Below are 17,588 nucleotides of genomic sequence, written 5' to 3' on the forward strand. Positions count from 1 at the left end.
TGCTCCGCAGACACGACGCGCCGCCGCTACGCGGCGGTTCCCGCGCTGCGCGCGGAAGGGGCGGAACTCCGTTCCGCCTGCCGGGATCACTCCGTGATCCCGGGGTCCCGGCCTGCGGCCGGGACTGTTCCGTACCGGCCTGCTCCGCAGTCCCGTACGGAACCTGACATGCCCTCCGGGCCTGTCAGAAAAGCGGCATCTACAGGGGGAGGGTGCGCTTGTGGTGCAGCGTCAGCCACCCTTGCGGGGCACCAGCCTGACGCACCTTCAAACCCTCATTCCTGAACCGGAATCGGCCACCCCGACCACTTTCGGTCCTTCCCCGAGAGATCTGGTGTGTCAGTCTTATGACCGGCTTGAGTCTGGGATGATGACAGAGTACCTCATCGCGCAGGCTGCGTGATGGCTTTGTTTGACCTATAGGTAATCCACGGGAGACATGATGAACGCCGAGCTGGGCGAGCCGAAGCGCGAGTACGTCGGCCTTATTGAGATCGCTGGCCAGCCGGAAATTCAATTGCGGCTGATGGCTTCGTCGTTGAGTGAAGCCCGAGCAATCGTCATCGAGCAGTATGGTGAGGGGCACGTGATCTCGATATGGAACGAAGAAGACGCCAGTCGTCCCAGGTAGAGCCGCATCGACTTATAACCGCTCACGCGAGTGAGGTGTCATTTTGGAACTCGGATGGGATCTGGGCTGAGATGGGATTCCCTCTGAATAGACCCGGGAATGTGAGGCATTGTGGCTCAAATGGAATTGCGTCCGCATCAGGCTGAGGCCGTCGATAGCGTCGTTCGCATTCTCGGGACTCCGGCCGGTGGCCATATGCCGCCCGAGGGTCTGCGCACGCAGGTAATCGCCGCTACCGGTTCCGGAAAGAGCCTGATCGGTGCGGAGTCTGCGCGTCGTCTTTCTGCTCGTCGGGTGCTGGTGGTGGTGCCGACGCTGGACCTGCTGACGCAGATGGCCGGCGCCTGGCGGCGGGCGGGCCGGACGGGCGCGATGATCGGCGTCTGCTCACTGCGGGCCGAGGAGAGCCAGGGCCTGCCCTGCACGACTGATCCTGACGAGCTGGTGGCGTGGGTGGAGGGGCTGGAGACCGTGACGGTCTTCGCGACCTACGCATCGGTGGGCCTGCGCATCCTGCAACGCGCGCACACGGCCGGGCTGGGGGTGTGGAGCCTGATGGTGGTGGATGAGGCGCACCGGACCAGTGGTGACGGCATGAAGCCGTGGGCGGCCGTGCACGATCAGGCGCAGCTCCCTGCCGAGCGGCGCCTGTACATGACGGCGACGCCGCGGGTGTGGGAGGCGGAGGGTGAGCGGCCTCGCCTGGTGGCGTCGATGGAGGACGGGTCGCCGGTGTTCGGTCCGGTGGCGTACAAGCTCACCTTGTCGGAGGCGATCGGGCGGGGCATCGTCGCCCCGTACCAGGTGCTGTGCCTCGACATCCGCGACCCGGACCTGTACGCCGCGATGACCAGCGAGGAAACCGGATCAGACGCCGTACGCGGAGCGCGCCTGGCCGCCGTGCAGACCGGGCTGATGCGGGCCGCGGTCGAGGAACGCTTCCGGCGCGTGCTGTCCTTCCACAGCAGGGTGAACGAGGCGGAGGCGATGGCGGCCGCGGTACCGGTGACTGCGGGCCGGCTCACTGAGGACGACCCCGACACCTACCCGCCAGCAGACCAGGTCTGGGCAGACTGGCTGTACGGCGAGCACGCCCCCGGACACCGCCGTACGGTGCTGGATGAATTCGCCTCAGATTTCCTCGGAGGACCGGCCTTTGAGGGCCGGGATGTGCGGGCCGAATTGCGGGTGCTTTCATCCGTTCGCGTTTTGGGTGAAGGCGTCGATACAGCCGAGTGTGACGCAGTCCTATTTGCGGATGCGCGCGGCTCAATGGTCGACATCGTACAGATGGTTGGGCGTGCCCTGCGGCTGCATCCCGGGCGCGGAAAACTTGCCACGCTGATCGTTCCGGTATTCCTCGGACCGGACGAGGATGCGGATGAGCTGCTGACTTCGAATGCTTATGGCACCCTCAGTAAGGTCCTCGGAGCCCTGCGGGCGCACGATGCGGAGACGATCGAGGCACTTGCTGATCCCCGCCTGCGGAACGGGAGTTGGCGCTCCGAGGACGAGGACGTCGAGGGCTTGGCGCAGGACGCTGACGGGGAGGACGGCCAGGAGGCGGATCTCGTTCCGCCGGTGGGTGCCGCGGCGGCGGGAGTGCTGCGGTTCACCGAGGAACGAGACCCGGCCGCCCTCGCCCAGTTCGTGCGGCTGCGGGTCATCGACCCCGAAAAGGCGTACTGGCGACGCGGCATCCAGGCCGCCACCCGCTGGCTGCGCGAGACCGGCAACATCGAGCTGCGCGTGCCCTACACGTACGTCACCCCGGACGACTGGCCCGATGGTGTCGGCGGGCATCCGCTGGGGGTCTTTGTCGCTGATCAACGCCGGTACTACAGCGCGGGAACCCTGGAAGCGTCGCGCGTGACGGAGCTGGAGAACCTCGGCATGGTCTGGTCCGTGCACGCCTCCGCGTGGGAGGCCGGCCTCGCCGTCGCCCGCGACTACGCCGCCGTGCACCACCACCTGTTGCCTGGCAACTCCGTGGTGTGGGATGGCCATGCACTAGGCACCTGGCTCAAGAATCAGCGGGCCGGGGCCAAGAAGGCGCGTGAGAACGCCGCACGCCGCGCGAACGGGGAAACCGGCCTGTCGTACGCCGGGGAGCTGTCACAGGCCCGTATGGAGGCGCTGGAGGACATCGATCCCGGATGGTGCCCGGAGTGGGACATCAGCTGGGCACGCTGTCATCGGCTGCTGCTCCGGCACGTCCAGGCCGGGGGCCCGCTGCCCGGCAAGGCGGGTGAACTGGTGGTGCAGGGCGAGGACCTGGCCGTGTGGATCGCCGGACAGGCCGCCGGGTGGGACAAGTTGTCCCCGGCGCAGAAGTACCTCATGGAAAGCCTCGGGGTGGACCCTGACGCCGCAGGACCAGAGGTGCGGCCAGTGCGGCGGTCGCAGGATGAGCTGTGGGAGCGGAACATGACCGCCGCCCGCCAGTTCCACGCCCGCGAAGGACACCTGCGCGTACCGCGCCAACACCGCGAGAACGTCGACGGCGAACTGCTCGGACTCGGGTCGTTCATCTCCAACGCCCGAAGGCGGGCCGACAAGCTCAGCCCCGAACGACGCCAGGCACTGACCGACTTGGGCATGCGCTGGTAGACACCCGGGGAGGGGGAAGCATGCTGCTGCGGGAAGGAGACGGAGTCACTCCCCCGAAGCGCGTTCCTCCAGATCCTCGCCTTGCAGCCCATTGAGCCACTCCAGCACCTCAACAGACTTCAGAGTGTCGGGATGGTCCTCACCCAACACCCGACGCCGCCGGGCGTACGTCTCCTCCTCCAACACCACCGCATCCCCCACCCGACCCACATCCCCCAGACGGATCGCCAGGTTGGACGCCGTGCGCAGCGTCTCCGGATGCTCCGCCCCCAGCACCCGCCGCTGCACCGCCAACGTCTCCTCCCCCAACACCACCGCCTCCCCCACCCGACCCACATCCGCCAGATCAACGGCCAGGTTGTACGCCGTGCGCAGCGTCTCCGGATGCTCCGCACCCAGCACCCGCCGCTGCACCGCCAACGTCTCCTCCCCCAACACCACCGCCTCCCCCACCCGACCCACATCCGCCAGACGGTTGGCCAGGTTGGACGCCGTGCGCAGCGTGTCCGGATGCTCCGCACCCAGCACCCGCCGCTGCACCGCAAGCGTCTCCTCCCCCAACACCACCGCCTCCCCCACCCGACCCACATCCGCCAGACGGTTGGCCAGGTTGGACGCCGTGATCAGCGTCTCCGGATGCTCCGCCCCCAGCACCCGCCGCCGGGCCGCCAACGTCTCCTCCCCCAACACCACCGCCTCCCCCACCCGACCCACATCCACCAGACGGATGGCCAGGTTGGACGCCGTGATCAGCGTGGACGGATGCTCCACACCCAGCACCCGCCGCTGCACCGCCAACGTCTCCTCCCCCAACACCACCGCCTCCCCCACCCGACCCACACCCACCAGACGGATCGCCAGGTTGGACGCCGTGATCAGCGTGTCCGGATGCTCTGCTCCCAACACCCGACGCTGCACCGCAAGCGTCTCCTCCTCCAAGGCGAGGGCTTCCTCGTGCCGCCCCAGCGCCTGCAGCCGGATGGCAAGGGCGACGACACTGGCCAGAGTCTGCGGGTCCTCGTCTCCGTAGAGGCGTCGGCGGCGGTTAAGGGTGTCTTCGTTCAGCGCGCGGGCGCGCTCGTAGTCCCGGGTGTCGCTGTAGGCGCGGGCCAGATTATGGGCGGCCCGCAGCGTGTCGTCATGGTCAGGGCCCAACTGCTGCAAACAGGCGTCGTACAGCCGTTGCAGCCGCTCCCGGGCCGGGCGGGGCTGCCCCCGCTCCATCAGATACCAGCAGGCCCTGCCCACCACATACCGTCCCTGGCTGGTGGTGAGCTGGGCGGGGTCGAGGGCCAGGGCGTGCGGGAGCAGGACCTGCCAGGACGGCCACCACCGCGGATCCCCCGGATGACCGGGGTCGGCTGCGGTCAGGAGGGCATCGGCATCCGCCCACGCCTGATCGCGTTCAGGGCGGATCATCTGACCGGTGAGCAGGTCCTGGGTGAGACGGTGCAGCTGCACAGTGCCGTCCTGGATCCGGGCCACACCGTGCCGGGCGATCGCCTCCACCACGTCCACCGCCGCCAACCGCGAACCCACCGCCTCCCCAAGAAGCACGGAGGCCTGCTCGGGAAGCCGGCCTGCACAAAACGTCAGGGGGAAGGGTTCGGGGGCCAGCAGAGCCAGCGCATCCACCACCGCTCCCGCCCCGGCATGCTGCGCCTGGAGGCGGGAGCGGGTCAGGCGAACCTGCGCAGCCAGACCGGCCGGGTAGCCGGGCGGAGGGTTGCGCTTCATCACCTCCACCAGGTTCGCCGCCAGCTCCTCCTTCAGACCCGCCGCCGACAGGCCCCTGGCCAACAGTGCGGCCGCCTGCGCGAGCGCGAGCGGGAGGTCGCCCAAGGTGGAGGCAATGTCGTCGGCGTCGCCGTCGGTCAGGACCGCGCCCTGCGCGCGCAGCAGGGCCACCGACTCAGACCGGGAGAGCGTGTCGACGTCGACGGGAACCGCATAGGTGCTCCACAGCGGGCTGCGGGAGGTGATCAGCACATGTCCAGGACCACCAGGCAAGAACCGGGCGAGAGCATAGGGGTCTTCCGCGTTGTCGAACACCAGCAACCAGCGGGACATCCCACCCAGCTCAGCCAGCAACAGCTCCACCGCCTCGGCCGGTGCTGTACCCGCGGGCGCGATCCCGGTACGGGCGGCAAGCGCGGCGAGCTGGTCGGGGATCAGCGCGGGGTCCTCTGAGGTGATCCACCAGGCCAGCTCGTACTCGCCGGCGAACCGGTAGGCGTACTCCAGGGCAAGCTGGGTCTTACCGACCCCACCCCGGCCGTACAGGGCCTGCACGGCTACGCGCTGCCCGGACGCGAGCGCTTCCCGCAGCTGCACCAGGAGGCTATCGCGGCCGGTGAACGCCGCGTTGCGTGCCGGAAGGTTGCGCACCCGCGGCAAGGATCCCGGCAGCCGCGGCCCGGTACCACCGATCCTCGACAGCATCCCCGGCGGACGCGCTGGCGCCCGGACAGGACGGGACGGACCCTTCACCGCCCCCAGCAGGGCGTTACGGGCAGTCTGCTCATCCAGGCCAAACAGATCAGTGACGATGAACGGGCTCAGGATCGCGGGTATGGGGGTCTTCGCGATCCTGACCGGGGTGATCTGCTTCTGCCGGGCCAGCATCGCCGTCCACTCCGGCGTCGTAAACCGCTCCAGCTCGAAGTAGGCAGGAGAAAACAGGGCCACCATCCGCCCCTGCTCCAAGGCCTCGTTCATCTTCAGGACGAAGTTGTCACCCGTGCCCCAGTCCCAGCAGTCCAGCTCCACCTCGTGGCCGGCCTCGAGAAGCTGCCAGGCGACCCACTCCGCCCACGCACGATCCGCACCCGCATGACTGATAAACCACACCCTGTCCGACGTGCCGTCAGACGCCCCCATCGCCGTGCTCATCGCTGTCCCCCGACACCACGCTGCTCGTACTGGATAGACCAGCGTAGAGCGCATTCACCTACCCGGGCCCGGACTTCAAGGCGCTCCGTCCACGTGAGGCGAGCTTTCCCCACGGCACCGGATCCGAGACCAGCGTGGCTGGCCGTGGCGACGGATCCGGTGCCGCTGCGAGGATGGCCTGACAGCGGCTTCTACCTCACCTCGTGACGTGTGGTCAGCCGCGCTTGAGCTGGGTGATCTTCTGCTGGGCGGCGACCACGGACCGGGCCAACTCGCCGCGGGCACTCTCCTGCTTCATCGCCTTCACCAACTGCGTGCGGTGCTCCAGCACCGGGATCTTCGCCGTAGGGCCGGGCACGGGCTCGGGCAGCGCGGTGTCGACGTACTCCTCGATGCGCTCGAGAACCCGGGCCAGCTCAGAGGAGATCGCAGGCGCGTGGTCGGCGACTCCGCGGAGCATGGTGCCGATCTGGGTGACGTCCTCGAAGTCCTCGCTGCGGCAGGGCTTGTGGGCGAGGCGGCACTGCGCCTTGTAGAGGTCGGCGAGCCACTGGTCGACCTTGTCGAGCTCGGCGTTCGACTGGTCGGTGCGGCGGATGCTGCGCATCCAGGCGAAGACCTGCTGGTGGTGCAGCAGGCTGTAAGTGCCCAGGATGCCGGCGGTGAGCGCGGAGACGGTCGACACCGCGAGGGTGCCGGCGCCCGTGCCGATCGCCAGCATGGTGGTCATCATCTGTCGGGGGTCCGTTCCATGAATGGGGAGACGCCGATCCCGTGCAGGGGTGCACGGAGTGTGCGACGTCGGGGGAAGAGTGGTGGGTCCGGGCGGGCCGAGGCCGGTAGGGCGGGCCCTCGCGGGAAGAGCACTGTCGGGGGTGGTGTCAGGCCCCGACGAAGTGGCGCAGCGCGTCGACGTCGCGGACGACGAACTGCCGGTAGCGGGCCTCGATCACCCCGTGGTGGCGCAGCGTGCGCAGCGCGTTCTCGGTGGTGGAGACGGCCAGTTGGAGGGCCGCGGCGATGTCCTTCTGCCCGGGGCCGGTGATGACGATGTGCCCGGCGGTGTCGGGGTCGGGGATGCCGGCGGTGTCGGCCAGGTGCGCCAGCAGCCGGGAGACGCGTTCCAGGGGCGGGCGGATCGCCATCGCGTAGACGGCTTCGTCGCTGCGGTTTCGGTCCTCCAGGCTGCACAGCAGGGCGTGGCGGGCCTGGGGCAGGCGGCGCTCGATGAGAGCGGCGAAGTAGCGGGCGGCGCAGGGGATCGCGACGGTGCGGGTCAGGCAGCGCGTGGCCACGGTGTCGGCCTGGGAGAGGAGGGCGGCTTCGCCGACCAGCTGGCCCGGGCCGCGGAAGCGGGTGATGGAGGGAATGTTGTCCCCGCGGCCCAGCGGGTAGCGGTCCTGGCGGACCACGCCCTCCCACAGGATGTAGACGTACGGGGCCTGGGGTCCCATCGGCAGGACGTCGTCCCGCTCGAAGGTGCGGCTGTGCAGGCCGGTCTGGAGCAGACGGTGCCAGACCTCGGGCGGAAGACGCTCAACGAAGCTGCCCTTGGGCTTGTCCTCGTGGCCTTGGTAGAGGTCGGTGGTGCGGGCGATGTCGAGAGCGGGAGGCATGCTCACACCCCCTTCGACGCGCGGGCGGGGGCGTACAGCGCGGGGCGCGCGCCCCGCGGGGTGTCGTGGTGACGGTCTGTCACAGGGGCGGAGGCGCGGTGTCCGCACGTGCAACTCATCGACCTCCGGAAAGTCGACGCCTACAGGCTCGGCACCAACGGCTGGATCGTGGCTACAACCTCGGCGTCGCCAACCCGGAAGCGGGCATCAACGGGCTCCCCCACTCTCCGGACTTCGCCGCCGACGAGCACGCGATCGGGATCGGGGTCCGCGCGATGGCGGGGTTCCTGTCACACCGTCTCGATGCCCTCGCCTGAGCTGCATCCCCGTCGGCCGGGCAGCGCACCTCGCCCCGCGTGCCCTACTGGGCACGATGAGCCTTTTCCGTCCCTAGTCTGAGCTGGCCAGATGGAGGGTGAGGACGGCCTGGACGAGGCTCGTGACGCGGGTTGTCGAGCAGCGGAGCTTGCGCAGGAGACGCCAGGACTTGAGGGTAGCGATGGCCTGTTCGACCAGTGCCCGCACCTTCGCATGGGACCGATTGACAGCCTGCTGGCCGGTGGCAAGACGGTCCCACCGGCCGCGGTATGGGAGGCGGACCGTGCCGCCCGCGCCCTGGTAGCCCTTGTCTGCCCAGCAGGTGATGCCGGCCTGGGCGAGGGCGTCGATGATGCCGTGCTCGCGTGCGGCCCGAATGTCATGGACGGCGCCGGCCAGGGCTGGTGAAGCCCATAGGAGACGGCCCTTCGGGTCGGATATGACCTGCACGTTCATGCAGTGTTTCTTGTGTTTGGCCGAGTAGAAGGGCCGGTCGGCGGCGATCCGGTCGATCGGCAGCAGCGTTCCGTCAAGGATCAGGTATGCGTTCATGGATGCGGCCCGTACTGTCTCGGCGAGCGTGGGGGCAAGTGCGGCCAGGAGTTCGACGGCCTCGGTGACGTATCGGTAGGCGGTGGTGGTGCCGATCCCGAAACCGGCCGCGAGCTGGGCGTAGGGCTGGCCGTTGCGCAGGTGGGTGAGAGTGAGCAGGGCCTGTCGGCCCGTGCCCAGGCGCCGCCATCGAGTTCCGAGAGCATGACGGTGTTTCCTCAGGCGAGCCGCGAGGAAGCGCAGGGTAGAGCCGGACACGTCGACGCCGGACGGGTAGACAAGCATTCGAAGCCTCTGGTGGAGACGGTTCTCTTGGTCGAAAACCCATTTACCAGGGGCTTCATCCGTTTGTCAGGCCAACTGCCCAACCCACACAGGAGGTTGGAAAAGGCTCACTGCGCCAATTGGCAAGAGCGCAAGCCTCACAGCCGGCCTTGCCGCGCGAGACGACGGGCCCGGCCAAGAGCTATGCGCCGCTGCCGGCACACGATTCGGCACGACCTGCTCCGGCACCGGCGGGGGAGCGCAGCGCCGCAGCCGCGGACGATCCAGCGGGTGTTGCTCAGGTGGTGGGGGGACAGGGTTGCTGAGCAAGGTGGCGTTGAAGGTCCAGGTGGCGGAACTCGTAGACCGCCCCGGCCCGCCGCAGCACACCACGGTGCTCACGTGCATCCTGCAGGAAGGTCATCAAGTTCCACGGAACTTGGCGCCGCAGTGCCAGAAAGTTCTTGGCTATCACTCCGCCGCTCCATGCTGTCTCCCCAGTCAACATGATCCCGATCGCGAGCCAGATCGCGAACCCAGTCACGAGCCCGCCCACAAGCCCGACCACAAGCGGGATCAGGAGCCCGACCAGGAGCCGAACGAGCGGACGCCGCGGCTAGCGGGCGGAAGCGGATCCTGTTATTCGTCTATGGGGCACAGCCTCACGCACTCGTAGCCGTGTACATACTGGCAGCATCTGGTGTGGCGATAGAGGCGAACGATGTCGTCGTCGCGGTCGTGGAACTCGGTAATGATCCGGCCGTCCTCAACGCGTGAGACGCCAACTTGCCTTTCGAAGTCGATCTTCAGGACTACGGTCTCCAACCGCAGACAGCTCACCGCGTACCTACTGGCAGCCTCAGGGTACTTGGCGAACAGTTTATCGATCTCTTCAAAGAATTCGGGGTCGCGCTGCGGCCCACATGCGGGCTTGGTCTTCATGGCTCGTCTCCCAGCGATGAGTGTGATGAGCCCCAAAATCATGGTCCCGCAGCTCGGCAGCCGCTGCCACCGGGCTCCAGAACGTTCCCCGTTCAAATGAAACGGAGCCTACGGCTGCGACGGTCCAGTGCGGGACATCGCGAAAGACCGCGTCTGAGCCAGGCCAGCGATATCCCCGGACGTCGCTTTTCGTCGAGGACTGCGCTGCGAAAGGTCACGCCGGGCTGCGGCCAGAAGCCGCGCCGGTCACGGCGTGCTCAGTCCAGAATGCCGACCTTCGCAGCCGGCCTACAGTACGGGCACGAGTCGAGGCCATCGACGGCGAGCGCCCGCCGCGCCCCCAGCCGAGTGAGCCCCTTCCTGCGGAAGCCCTTGACCTGGTCAAGGCACTTGGCTCGGACTCCGGGATCTCCAACTCGGAGGTGTCGCGGATCTGCGGCGAACTCGACGAAGAACTCGTGGCGTTCAAGGAACGTCCGCTGGATCACACCGTCTTTCCCTACGTCTTCCTGGACGCCACCTACTACAAGGCCAGGGTGAATCACCGGATCGCCTCGCAGGCCGTGGTCATCGCGACCGGCATCTCGGCCACCGGGCACCGCGAGATCCTCGGGCATGGGGGTCCCCCGCTCGAGCGGAGCCGAGAGTGGGGGAGGTCGGTGACAGCGAATCGAAGCCGTTCTGGACGAAGTTCCTGCGCAGTCTGCGGGCCCGTGGCCTGGAGAATGTCCAGCTGGTCATCTCCGACAGCCACAGCGGCCTGGTGGCCGCGATTCGCACGGTCTTCCTCGGATCGGCCTGGCAACGCTGCCGGGTTCACTTCGTCCGGGACGTGTTCTCCGTGATCGAAAAGGGGTTCCGGGCAGATGGTGGCGGCCACCATCCGCACCATTTTCGCGCAGACCACCGCCGAACAGGTCCGCACCCAGTTGGACGTTGGCTTCGACATGCTCGGACGACAGTTCCCGCAGGTCAAGAAGATGCTGCTGGACGCCGCAGTCGACATCACAGCCTTCGCGGACTTCCCGTCGGCGCACTGGAAGAAGATCTGGTCGACCAACCCGCTGGAGCGGCTGAACCGGGAGATCAAACGGCGGGCCGACGTCGTCCAGGGCTTTCCCAACCCTGCTGCCCTGGACCGGCTCGCCGCGGCGGTGCTGGCCGAACTCCACGACGAATGGCAGGTCTTCGACCGCCGCTACCTCTCCGAAGCCTCCATGGCCAAGCTCTTCACCACCCAGCCGACCTCGCCCGAGCCAGAGATCACTCCGCAACCGGAAGCGAACCAGCTGCCGTGTGAGGGGTGACTGGGGGTGCGGGATGCCGATTCCTGGCGGCTTCGCTCCTTCGGCGGCCTTGGCGGCGGCGCGCCGATCTTCGCCGGTTGACGTATCGACACTCGGTGTCCCGCGTCAGGCGCGGCTCTCGGCCACGCTCAGGCTGGGGATGCCCGCGTTGCGCAGGCGGAGCACGGTGCCGTTCAGGCGCATCAGGGGCTGGACGAGGAGGTCGACCACGACGAGGAAGCAGACCGTGCCGATGCCGACCGGTCCGCCGAGCAGCCAGCCGCTCACCAGCAGGACGAGTTCGGTGCTGGACTTGGCGGCCCAGAACGGCAGGCGCCAGCGTTCGGTCATGCTGATGGCGATCAGGTCCATGGCCCGGATGCCGATGCCGCTGATGATGATCAGGGAGGATCCGTAGGCGCACAGCAGGCTGCCGATGAGCATCAGGACGGTGTTCGGCACGGGCAGTTCGGCGAGGTCGGCGGCGCGAGCGATGTCGATGAGGCTGCCGCAGAAGAAGAAGGTCACGAACGGCGATATCACCGGGCGGCGGCGATTCCACGTGGCCCAGATGGCTATGCACAGGGCCGCGAAGAGTGCTTGGGCGATGCCGATCGTCAGGGGCAGGTGTTCGAGCAGACCGAGCGCGAACACGTCGAGCGGGTCGGTGCCCAGGTCCGCGGCGATGAAGCACGAGGCTCCGTAGGAGAAGATCACGCAACCGGCCAGATATGCCGCGTACTGCGAGCGGTCGTAACCACGCAGGTGTGAGATCACTGACCTTGCCATGGACGCGTACCTCCACAGGGTCGGGCGAACGGCAGGTGGGCAGCACTGCAAGCCCTGCCGGGGCCTGGAAAGGGCTCCGGCCCCGGCAGGGTCTTGAACGGGAACGCGCGGTGGGCGACTGGTGCGGCGCGGGTCAGCTGTTGATGTCGCGCCTGGAGAAGGACCGCATTCCGAGGGCCAGTACGACCGCGGTCGCGGCGGGCAGGACGATCACGGCGCCGAGGGAGAGGCCCTCGCGCAGCGGGTGGGTGCTCTGCGCCCAGTAGAAGGGGGTGATGCGCTGGAGGAAGTGCAGGCCGTCGATCTGCGAGGCGATCGCGTTCAGCACGTACGTTCCGACGGCCACGGCGCTGGTCGCGCCGAGGGTGACGGGCCTGCTGCCGGTGACGCCTCCGACGCACAGGGCGAGTGCGCCGAAGAACAGGGCCAGCAGGCCGAGTTGGACCGCGCCGGCGATGACATTGCCGGCCGGGACGTTCATGTCCTGCGAGGACGCCAGGCCGGTCACCTCGACAGCGATGAGCAGGGTGAGGGCGACGAGCGCGGCGAGGAGCGCGCCGAAGCGTTCGAGGCCGAGGCGTCGACGGGTGACGGGGTAGGCGAGGTACAGGTCGAGCACCCCGGACTGCTCCGGGGCGGCGATGGCGCGGGTGCCGGTGGAGATGGCGAAGATGAGCAGGAGCAGCGGTCCGAGCAGGCCGAAGACCGTGCCTTCGAGGAAGCCGGCGCCGCTGGTGAGGTCGTCGAAGTTCATGGCGCCCGCCATGCCCGAGGGGATCGAGTCCAGGGCGTCGCCCTGGTCCTTCACCTGGGCGTAGGACGAGGTGTAGATGGCCATGACCACCGCGATGCCCAGGGCCCACAGCAGCAGTCCGCGCCGCTGGTCGCGGATCGCCTTGCCGAAAACGGGGAGTTCAGTGGACAACGGGGGCGCCTTCCTTGACGTACTCGTCCATGAAGATGGCTTCCAGGTCCGGCTTGTGGCAGAACAGCGCGTCCACGCGGTAGTGGGCCGCCTGCTTGATCAGGGCGTCGACACTGCCGTCGACAACGCAGTGCAGCGTGTTCCCCTCGACGCGGACACCGCCGACGTGGGCCAGTCCGGTGAACTCCTCGGTCCTGAAGGATTCACCGAAGCGGATCTCCACCTGGCTGACGGCCTGCCGCTGGAGCGACTCCACGGTGCCGACGGTCACCAGACGGCCGTCCTTGATGATGGCCACCCGGTCGGCGACCTCCTGGACCTCGCTGAGGATGTGCGAGGACATGAAGACCGTCTGCCCGGCGGCCTTGGCCTCGGTGACGAGGTTGAGGAAGACCTGCTGCATCAAGGGGTCGAGGCCGCTGGTGGGTTCGTCGAGCACGAGCAGTGCGGGTCGGTGCATGAAGGCCTGGACGATGCCGACCTTCTGCTTGTTGCCCTTGGACAGGTTCTTCACCTTGCGGGTGCGGTCCAGTTCCAGGCGTTCACTGAGCTCGCTCACCCAGGCGGGGTCCACGTGGCCCTGTAACCGGGCGAAGAACCCGAGCAGTTCGCCCACGTTCTCCGCGCCCTCCAGGACGAGTTCGCCGGGCAGGTAGCCGATCTGCGCACGCAGTTCCGCGCCCTGCGCCACGGGGTCGAGGCCCAGGACGCGGATCGTGCCGGAGGTGGGGCGGATCAGGTCCAGGATCATCTTCATGGTCGTCGTCTTCCCGGCCCCGTTGGGACCGAGGAAACCGAAGATCTCCCCGCGCCGGACGGCGAGATCGAGGTCTGCGACGCCGCGGCCCCCGGGATACCGCTTGGTGAGACCCGTCGTCTCGATCGCCGCTAAGGTCACTTCTCTCCTCCATCGTGAAGCCGCTGCTCGCGGTGGCGAGCGAGCAACGGCGGCAGTTCGCTCTGCATCCACCGGTACAGGTCGGCCACGTTCTCCAGGCGTGCCCGGCGCGCCGGGGACTCGTGCGCCAGGAGTTCGCTGCCCTTGTCCAGCACCTTGAGGATGTTGGTGACGGCGGCGAGGCGCTCGAAGACCGAGGCGACCCACCCCTCGTCGTTGATCCGGTAGTACGTACGCCGGTCTCCGGGGACGGACACCTTCTCCACCAGGCCCGCCTGCATCAGCTGCCGGGTCGATGTCGAGATCGATGCCTTGCTCGCGCCCAGGGTCTCCACCAGTTGCCCCGCCGTCTGCTCCGACGGTTCGCAGATCAGCAGCCACCCGATGACGCGGCCGGTGATCCTGGGTAGACCGGCGTCCTGCTCGAAGTACAGAGCCACGTCCTCGGCGAAGCGCAGGGCCTCGTCGTGTGTGATTGCCATGTCGTTCAGCGTATTCCGAACGTACTGAACTGACAAGACAAACGGAACCTCCGCCACCCGTACGAGTGAGCAGGTCAGGGCACCACGGTGCGCGCGAGATCCTGTGCCAGCAGACCCAGCAGGGCGGCCCGGTGCTCCTGGAGGAAGAAGTGCCCGCCTCGATAGGTGTGCTGGGTGAATCCGCCGGCGCCGTGGTGGCGCCAGCCGCGCATGTCCTCCTCGCGCGCCTCCTGGTCCTCGCTGCCCGACAGCGCGGTGATCGCGCATCGCAGCGGCCGCTCGGCGCGGTAGCGGTAGGTCTCCAGCATGGCGATGTCACCGCGCAGCACCGGCAGGTAGAGGGCCCGCATCTCCGGGTCCTGGCGGATCTGCGGCGGCACCGCGCGGAAGCGGCGGTCCAGCGCGTCGAGGAACTCCTCGTCCGAAAGCAGGTGGGACATCCGCTCCGACTGCGGGATCTCCGGGGTGCCGCGCGCCGACACGGTCAGGTGGGACACCTCCAGTCCGTGACGGCGGCGGAGTTCCCGGGCCACCTCGAAGCCGATGAGCGCGCCGAGGCTGTGTCCGAACACCGCGAACGGGCCGTCGAGACCGGGTGCCAGAGCGTCCGCGGCCTCGCGCGCCAGGCGGATCAGGTCGGTGCGGGGCTTCTCCCGCAGCCGCACCTCGCGGCCCGGCAGCCGTAGCAGCCACACGTCGATCCAGTCGGGCAGTCCGGCCGCCCAGCCATGGAAGACCGTGGTGCCGCCACCCGCGTACGGCACACACAGCAGGCGCACCGCGGCCCCGTCCCGGGGCTCCGGACGGAGCACCCACCTGGGATCGACCGCCGGGCGGGTGATCGGAGCCGGTGTCTGCATGGTGAACTCCCCCTTGTGTGCGTGCGCGAGCCGGACCGGCCGAGGGCCCGGTCAGGAAACGGCGGCTGACTTCTCGTAGCGGTGCCAGAGCGCCGGCATCTCCTGGGCGAGGTAACCGAAGAGCTTCTCCATGTTCCGCAGCCGGGCCAGCCGCTCCGCGGAAGCCCCCTCGGCCTCGAGGGCCTTGAGGCCTTCGGCCATGGTCTCGTGGAAGTTCGGCCAGCTGAGGAAGGTGTGCTGGATGACCCGCGGCCAGGTGGCGTCCTGAAGCGTCAGGTAGTAGTCACCGTCCTCGGCCTCCTCACGGATGAGGAACTCCGCCGGAACGAGCTGGTCGGACATCTTGTCGACCGCGTCGCGGGGGATGCCGAGCTTGGCGCTGATCTCGCTGGCCAGCTGCCGTGCCGGTTCGGAGATCAGCAGATACCCGATGACCTCGCCGCGGTCGGCGGCCATGCCGTCCTTCTCGTAGTAGGCGCCGATCCGGGTGACGATCTCACGCTCGGCGGCGGGGATGGCGTTCGCTGTGGTCACGAAAAAGCCCTTCGTGGGTGGTGGGTTGCGGGTGTGTCAGTTCTCGGGCGCCACGGCGCCGGCCGCGCGCAGGTGCGCCGCGTAGCGCGTCGGCGTCGAGTGGTCCAGGAAGGCGGCCAGGCCGGTGGCCGCGCCCCAGCCCTCGCGGATGCGGCCGACGATCTCCATGGCGGCCAGCGACTGTCCTCCGATCTCGCTGAACTCGTCGTGCGCGCCGATGCCCTGGCGGCCGAGCACGTCTTCCCAGACCCCGATGACCGCCGTCACCAGTGCGTCGTGCGCCGCGGGGGCTTCGGCGGCGGGTGCCGCGGGCTCTTCGGGGAAGGGCAGGGCCGAGCGGTCCGCCTTGCCGTTGGGCAGCAGCGGGATGCCGGAGAGGAAGAAGAACCGGCCGGGTATGGAGTGGGCGGGAACCGTCCGGGCCAGGTGCTCGCGGCACTGGGCTGCGGTGAGCAGCCGTCCGGGCTCCGGTACGACATAGCCGACCAGGAACCCCTCGCCGACGCGGTCGTGCCGGGCCACGACGGCCGCCTCACGGATGTCGGGGTGCTGTTCCAGGGCCGTCTCCAGCTCCCCCGTCTCCACCCGGACGCCGCGGATCTTCACCTGGCCGTCCAGCCGGCCGAAGAACTCGATGCCGCCGTCCGGCCGGACGGCCGCGAGGTCCCCGGTGCGGTACATGGTCGCGTCCGGCGCCTCGGCGAACGGGTCGGGCACGAAGCGCTCCTGGGTCAGCTCCGGGCGCCGCCAGTAGCCCTGGCCGACGCCCGCCCCGCCGATGTAGAGCTCGCCGCGCTCGCCCCGCGGGACCGGCCGGCCGTCCGTGCCGAGGACGTAGGCGGTGTGGCCCGGCAGGGTGTGGCCCCAGGGGATCGCGTCCCGTTCGGCGTCCTCCTTACGCACCGGGTAGACGGTGCTGCAACACGACACCTCGGTCATGCCGGCCACGTTGAACGCCCGCACCGACGGGCCCAGTTCACCCAGGGTGGCGGCCATGACCGGCGGGAAGCGGTCACCGGCCAGCACCACCGTGCGCAGCGCCTCGGGCAGTGACCCGCTGCGTCGCCTGGCGGTGTCGGTGAGGGGGCGCAGCAGGGCGGGCGCCGAGGACCACACGGTCACCGACTCCGCGCTCAGCAGATCAAGCAGCGCGCCGGGGTCGGTGCGCTCTGCCGCGAGGGGGACGACGACGGCGCCGCCGGCCGCGAAGGTCGCGAAGATCTCGATGACGGACAGGTCGAAGTTGAGCGACGACACCTGGAGCACCCGGTCGGTGTCCTCCAGGCCGATGGCGTCGGCGAGGCCCCGCATGGTCAGGGCGACTCCGGCATGCCGGTTCATGGCGCCCTTGGGGCGTCCGGTGGAGCCGGAGGTGTAGATGAGGTACGGCAGCCGGGAGGCGTCCACCTCGGGCAGCGGGGTCGGCTCACGCGGCTCGGCCGACCGGTCCGCGCGCAGTTCCTCCAGGTCCAGCAGGCCGGGCACCCAGGCGGACGCCTCGTCCACCAGGACCGTCCGGGCGCCGCTGTCGGCCAGGATGAACCGGATGCGTTCCTCGGGGTAGGCGGGGTCCACGGCCACGTAGGCCGCCCCGGCCCGCAGTACGGCGAGGACGGCGACCACCATGTGGTCGCTGGGTGCCATGGACACCCCGACCAGTTCGCCGGGGCCGAGACCGCGGTCGAGGAGCACGCGGGCCAGGGCCGCACTGCGGTCGTCGAGTTCCCGGTAGGTGGTGGCGCGCCCGGCGTGCCGGACGGCGACGGCGTCCGGCCGCTGTCGGGCCTGGGCCAGCGCCAGTCCGTGCAGTGTCGACGGGCCGCTCGGGTCCGCGTCGACGTCACCGCTGAGAGCGCGCATGAAGAAATTCCTCCTCCGGCCGCGAGAAAAGGGCCGCGCAGGGCTTCGTGAATCTCTGTCGCATCCCGACACTAGCCATGCCGTCGCCTCCGATCAATACCGCGGAATAAGTCTTGACGAAATTCCCGC

14 protein-coding genes and 1 pseudogene are annotated in these 17,588 nt (G+C 68.8%); 3 read left to right on the plus strand and 12 right to left on the minus strand.

Going from position 1 to position 17,588, the window contains the following annotated elements; translation table 11 throughout:
* The first annotated feature begins 439 nt into the window (after positions 1-439).
* Both ACFUO4_RS39960 and ACFUO4_RS39965 read left to right on the plus strand, forming a co-directional pair.
* The gene (locus ACFUO4_RS39960; protein ID WP_079310428.1) at positions 440-631 is read left to right on the plus strand and encodes a hypothetical protein; all 192 of its coding nucleotides are present in this window, start codon (positions 440-442) and stop codon (positions 629-631) included.
* A gap of 120 nt (positions 632-751) precedes the next feature.
* On the plus strand, positions 752-3,241 hold the full coding sequence (locus tag ACFUO4_RS39965) for a Helicase associated domain protein (RefSeq protein WP_383494580.1): 2,490 nt from the start codon (positions 752-754) through the stop codon (positions 3,239-3,241).
* A 45-nt stretch (positions 3,242-3,286) separates the two neighbouring features.
* Here the strand turns inward: ACFUO4_RS39965 and fxsT are convergent, their stop codons facing one another.
* The 5 genes from fxsT to ACFUO4_RS39990 form a co-directional block, all read right to left on the minus strand.
* Positions 3,287-6,133 carry an FxSxx-COOH system tetratricopeptide repeat protein gene (gene fxsT, locus ACFUO4_RS39970; RefSeq protein ID WP_383494582.1) on the minus strand — a complete coding sequence of 949 codons (2,847 nt, stop codon included), beginning with the start codon at positions 6,131-6,133 and terminating at the stop codon, positions 3,287-3,289.
* 214 nt (positions 6,134-6,347) lie between these two features.
* Positions 6,348-6,866, minus strand: a complete 519-nt coding sequence (locus tag ACFUO4_RS39975) for a hypothetical protein (RefSeq protein WP_383494586.1) — start codon at positions 6,864-6,866, stop codon at positions 6,348-6,350.
* Positions 6,867-7,014: 148 nt separating this feature from the next.
* Positions 7,015-7,749 carry a Crp/Fnr family transcriptional regulator gene (locus ACFUO4_RS39980; protein WP_383494589.1) on the minus strand — a complete coding sequence of 245 codons (735 nt, stop codon included), beginning with the start codon at positions 7,747-7,749 and terminating at the stop codon, positions 7,015-7,017.
* A gap of 390 nt (positions 7,750-8,139) precedes the next feature.
* Positions 8,140-8,904 (minus strand): IS5 family transposase, encoded by a 765-nt coding sequence (locus tag ACFUO4_RS39985; protein ID WP_383494592.1) that lies wholly within the window; start codon positions 8,902-8,904, stop codon positions 8,140-8,142.
* A 618-nt stretch (positions 8,905-9,522) separates the two neighbouring features.
* Entirely contained in the window at positions 9,523-9,825 is a 303-nt protein-coding gene (locus ACFUO4_RS39990) for a hypothetical protein (protein WP_128112382.1), read from the minus strand.
* A gap of 374 nt (positions 9,826-10,199) precedes the next feature.
* On the opposite strand from ACFUO4_RS39990, the pseudogene ACFUO4_RS39995 reads away from it, so the two are divergent.
* Positions 10,200-11,132, plus strand: a pseudogene (locus ACFUO4_RS39995) (IS256 family transposase); the annotation flags it as partial.
* 105 nt (positions 11,133-11,237) lie between these two features.
* Here ACFUO4_RS39995 and ACFUO4_RS40000 read toward each other — a convergent pair.
* The 7 genes from ACFUO4_RS40000 to ACFUO4_RS40030 all read right to left on the minus strand — a co-directional run bounded on the left by ACFUO4_RS40000 (position 11,238) and on the right by ACFUO4_RS40030 (position 17,459).
* Positions 11,238-11,900, minus strand: a complete 663-nt coding sequence (locus ACFUO4_RS40000; RefSeq protein WP_079312442.1) for a YitT family protein — start codon at positions 11,898-11,900, stop codon at positions 11,238-11,240.
* Between the two features lie 133 nt (positions 11,901-12,033).
* On the minus strand, positions 12,034-12,825 hold the full coding sequence (locus ACFUO4_RS40005) for an ABC transporter permease subunit (protein WP_383494596.1): 792 nt from the start codon (positions 12,823-12,825) through the stop codon (positions 12,034-12,036).
* Entirely contained in the window at positions 12,815-13,723 is a 909-nt protein-coding gene (locus ACFUO4_RS40010; protein ID WP_079312438.1) for an ABC transporter ATP-binding protein, read from the minus strand. Before ACFUO4_RS40010 ends, ACFUO4_RS40005 begins: the two co-directional genes overlap by 11 nt.
* Complete coding sequence (locus ACFUO4_RS40015; RefSeq protein ID WP_059193297.1) at positions 13,720-14,205, minus strand: GbsR/MarR family transcriptional regulator; 486 nt, start codon at positions 14,203-14,205, stop codon at positions 13,720-13,722. The genes ACFUO4_RS40010 and ACFUO4_RS40015 overlap by 4 nt, the downstream gene beginning before the upstream one ends.
* Positions 14,206-14,279: 74 nt before the next feature.
* Complete coding sequence (locus tag ACFUO4_RS40020) at positions 14,280-15,065, minus strand: thioesterase II family protein (protein ID WP_079312436.1); 786 nt, start codon at positions 15,063-15,065, stop codon at positions 14,280-14,282.
* 51 nt (positions 15,066-15,116) lie between these two features.
* On the minus strand, positions 15,117-15,599 hold the full coding sequence (locus ACFUO4_RS40025; RefSeq protein WP_079312434.1) for a hypothetical protein: 483 nt from the start codon (positions 15,597-15,599) through the stop codon (positions 15,117-15,119).
* Positions 15,600-15,635: 36 nt separating this feature from the next.
* Complete coding sequence (locus tag ACFUO4_RS40030) at positions 15,636-17,459, minus strand: non-ribosomal peptide synthetase (RefSeq protein ID WP_383494602.1); 1,824 nt, start codon at positions 17,457-17,459, stop codon at positions 15,636-15,638.
* Positions 17,460-17,588: the final 129 nt, after the last annotated feature.

Origin of the sequence: Streptomyces sp. NPDC057280, assembly GCF_042668605.1 — a bacterium.
In the GTDB taxonomy this organism is placed as follows: domain Bacteria; phylum Actinomycetota; class Actinomycetes; order Streptomycetales; family Streptomycetaceae; genus Streptomyces.

What these genes read in the sequence shown, in the direction of transcription:
- ACFUO4_RS39960 (WP_079310428.1), top strand. Translation starts at nt 440, where the DNA reads ATGATGAACGCCGAGCTGGGCGAGCCGAAGCGCGAGTACGTCGGCCTT.
- ACFUO4_RS39965 (WP_383494580.1), top strand. Translation starts at nt 752, where the DNA reads ATGGAATTGCGTCCGCATCAGGCTGAGGCCGTCGATAGCGTCGTTCGC.
- fxsT (WP_383494582.1), bottom strand. Translation starts at nt 6,133, where the DNA reads ATGAGCACGGCGATGGGGGCGTCTGACGGCACGTCGGACAGGGTGTGG.
- ACFUO4_RS39975 (WP_383494586.1), bottom strand. Translation starts at nt 6,866, where the DNA reads ATGATGACCACCATGCTGGCGATCGGCACGGGCGCCGGCACCCTCGCG.
- ACFUO4_RS39980 (WP_383494589.1), bottom strand. Translation starts at nt 7,749, where the DNA reads ATGCCTCCCGCTCTCGACATCGCCCGCACCACCGACCTCTACCAAGGC.
- ACFUO4_RS39985 (WP_383494592.1), bottom strand. Translation starts at nt 8,904, where the DNA reads ATGCTTGTCTACCCGTCCGGCGTCGACGTGTCCGGCTCTACCCTGCGC.
- ACFUO4_RS39990 (WP_128112382.1), bottom strand. Translation starts at nt 9,825, where the DNA reads ATGAAGACCAAGCCCGCATGTGGGCCGCAGCGCGACCCCGAATTCTTT.
- ACFUO4_RS40000 (WP_079312442.1), bottom strand. Translation starts at nt 11,900, where the DNA reads ATGGCAAGGTCAGTGATCTCACACCTGCGTGGTTACGACCGCTCGCAG.
- ACFUO4_RS40015 (WP_059193297.1), bottom strand. Translation starts at nt 14,205, where the DNA reads ATGGCAATCACACACGACGAGGCCCTGCGCTTCGCCGAGGACGTGGCT.
- ACFUO4_RS40020 (WP_079312436.1), bottom strand. Translation starts at nt 15,065, where the DNA reads ATGCAGACACCGGCTCCGATCACCCGCCCGGCGGTCGATCCCAGGTGG.
- ACFUO4_RS40030 (WP_383494602.1), bottom strand. Translation starts at nt 17,459, where the DNA reads ATGCGCGCTCTCAGCGGTGACGTCGACGCGGACCCGAGCGGCCCGTCG.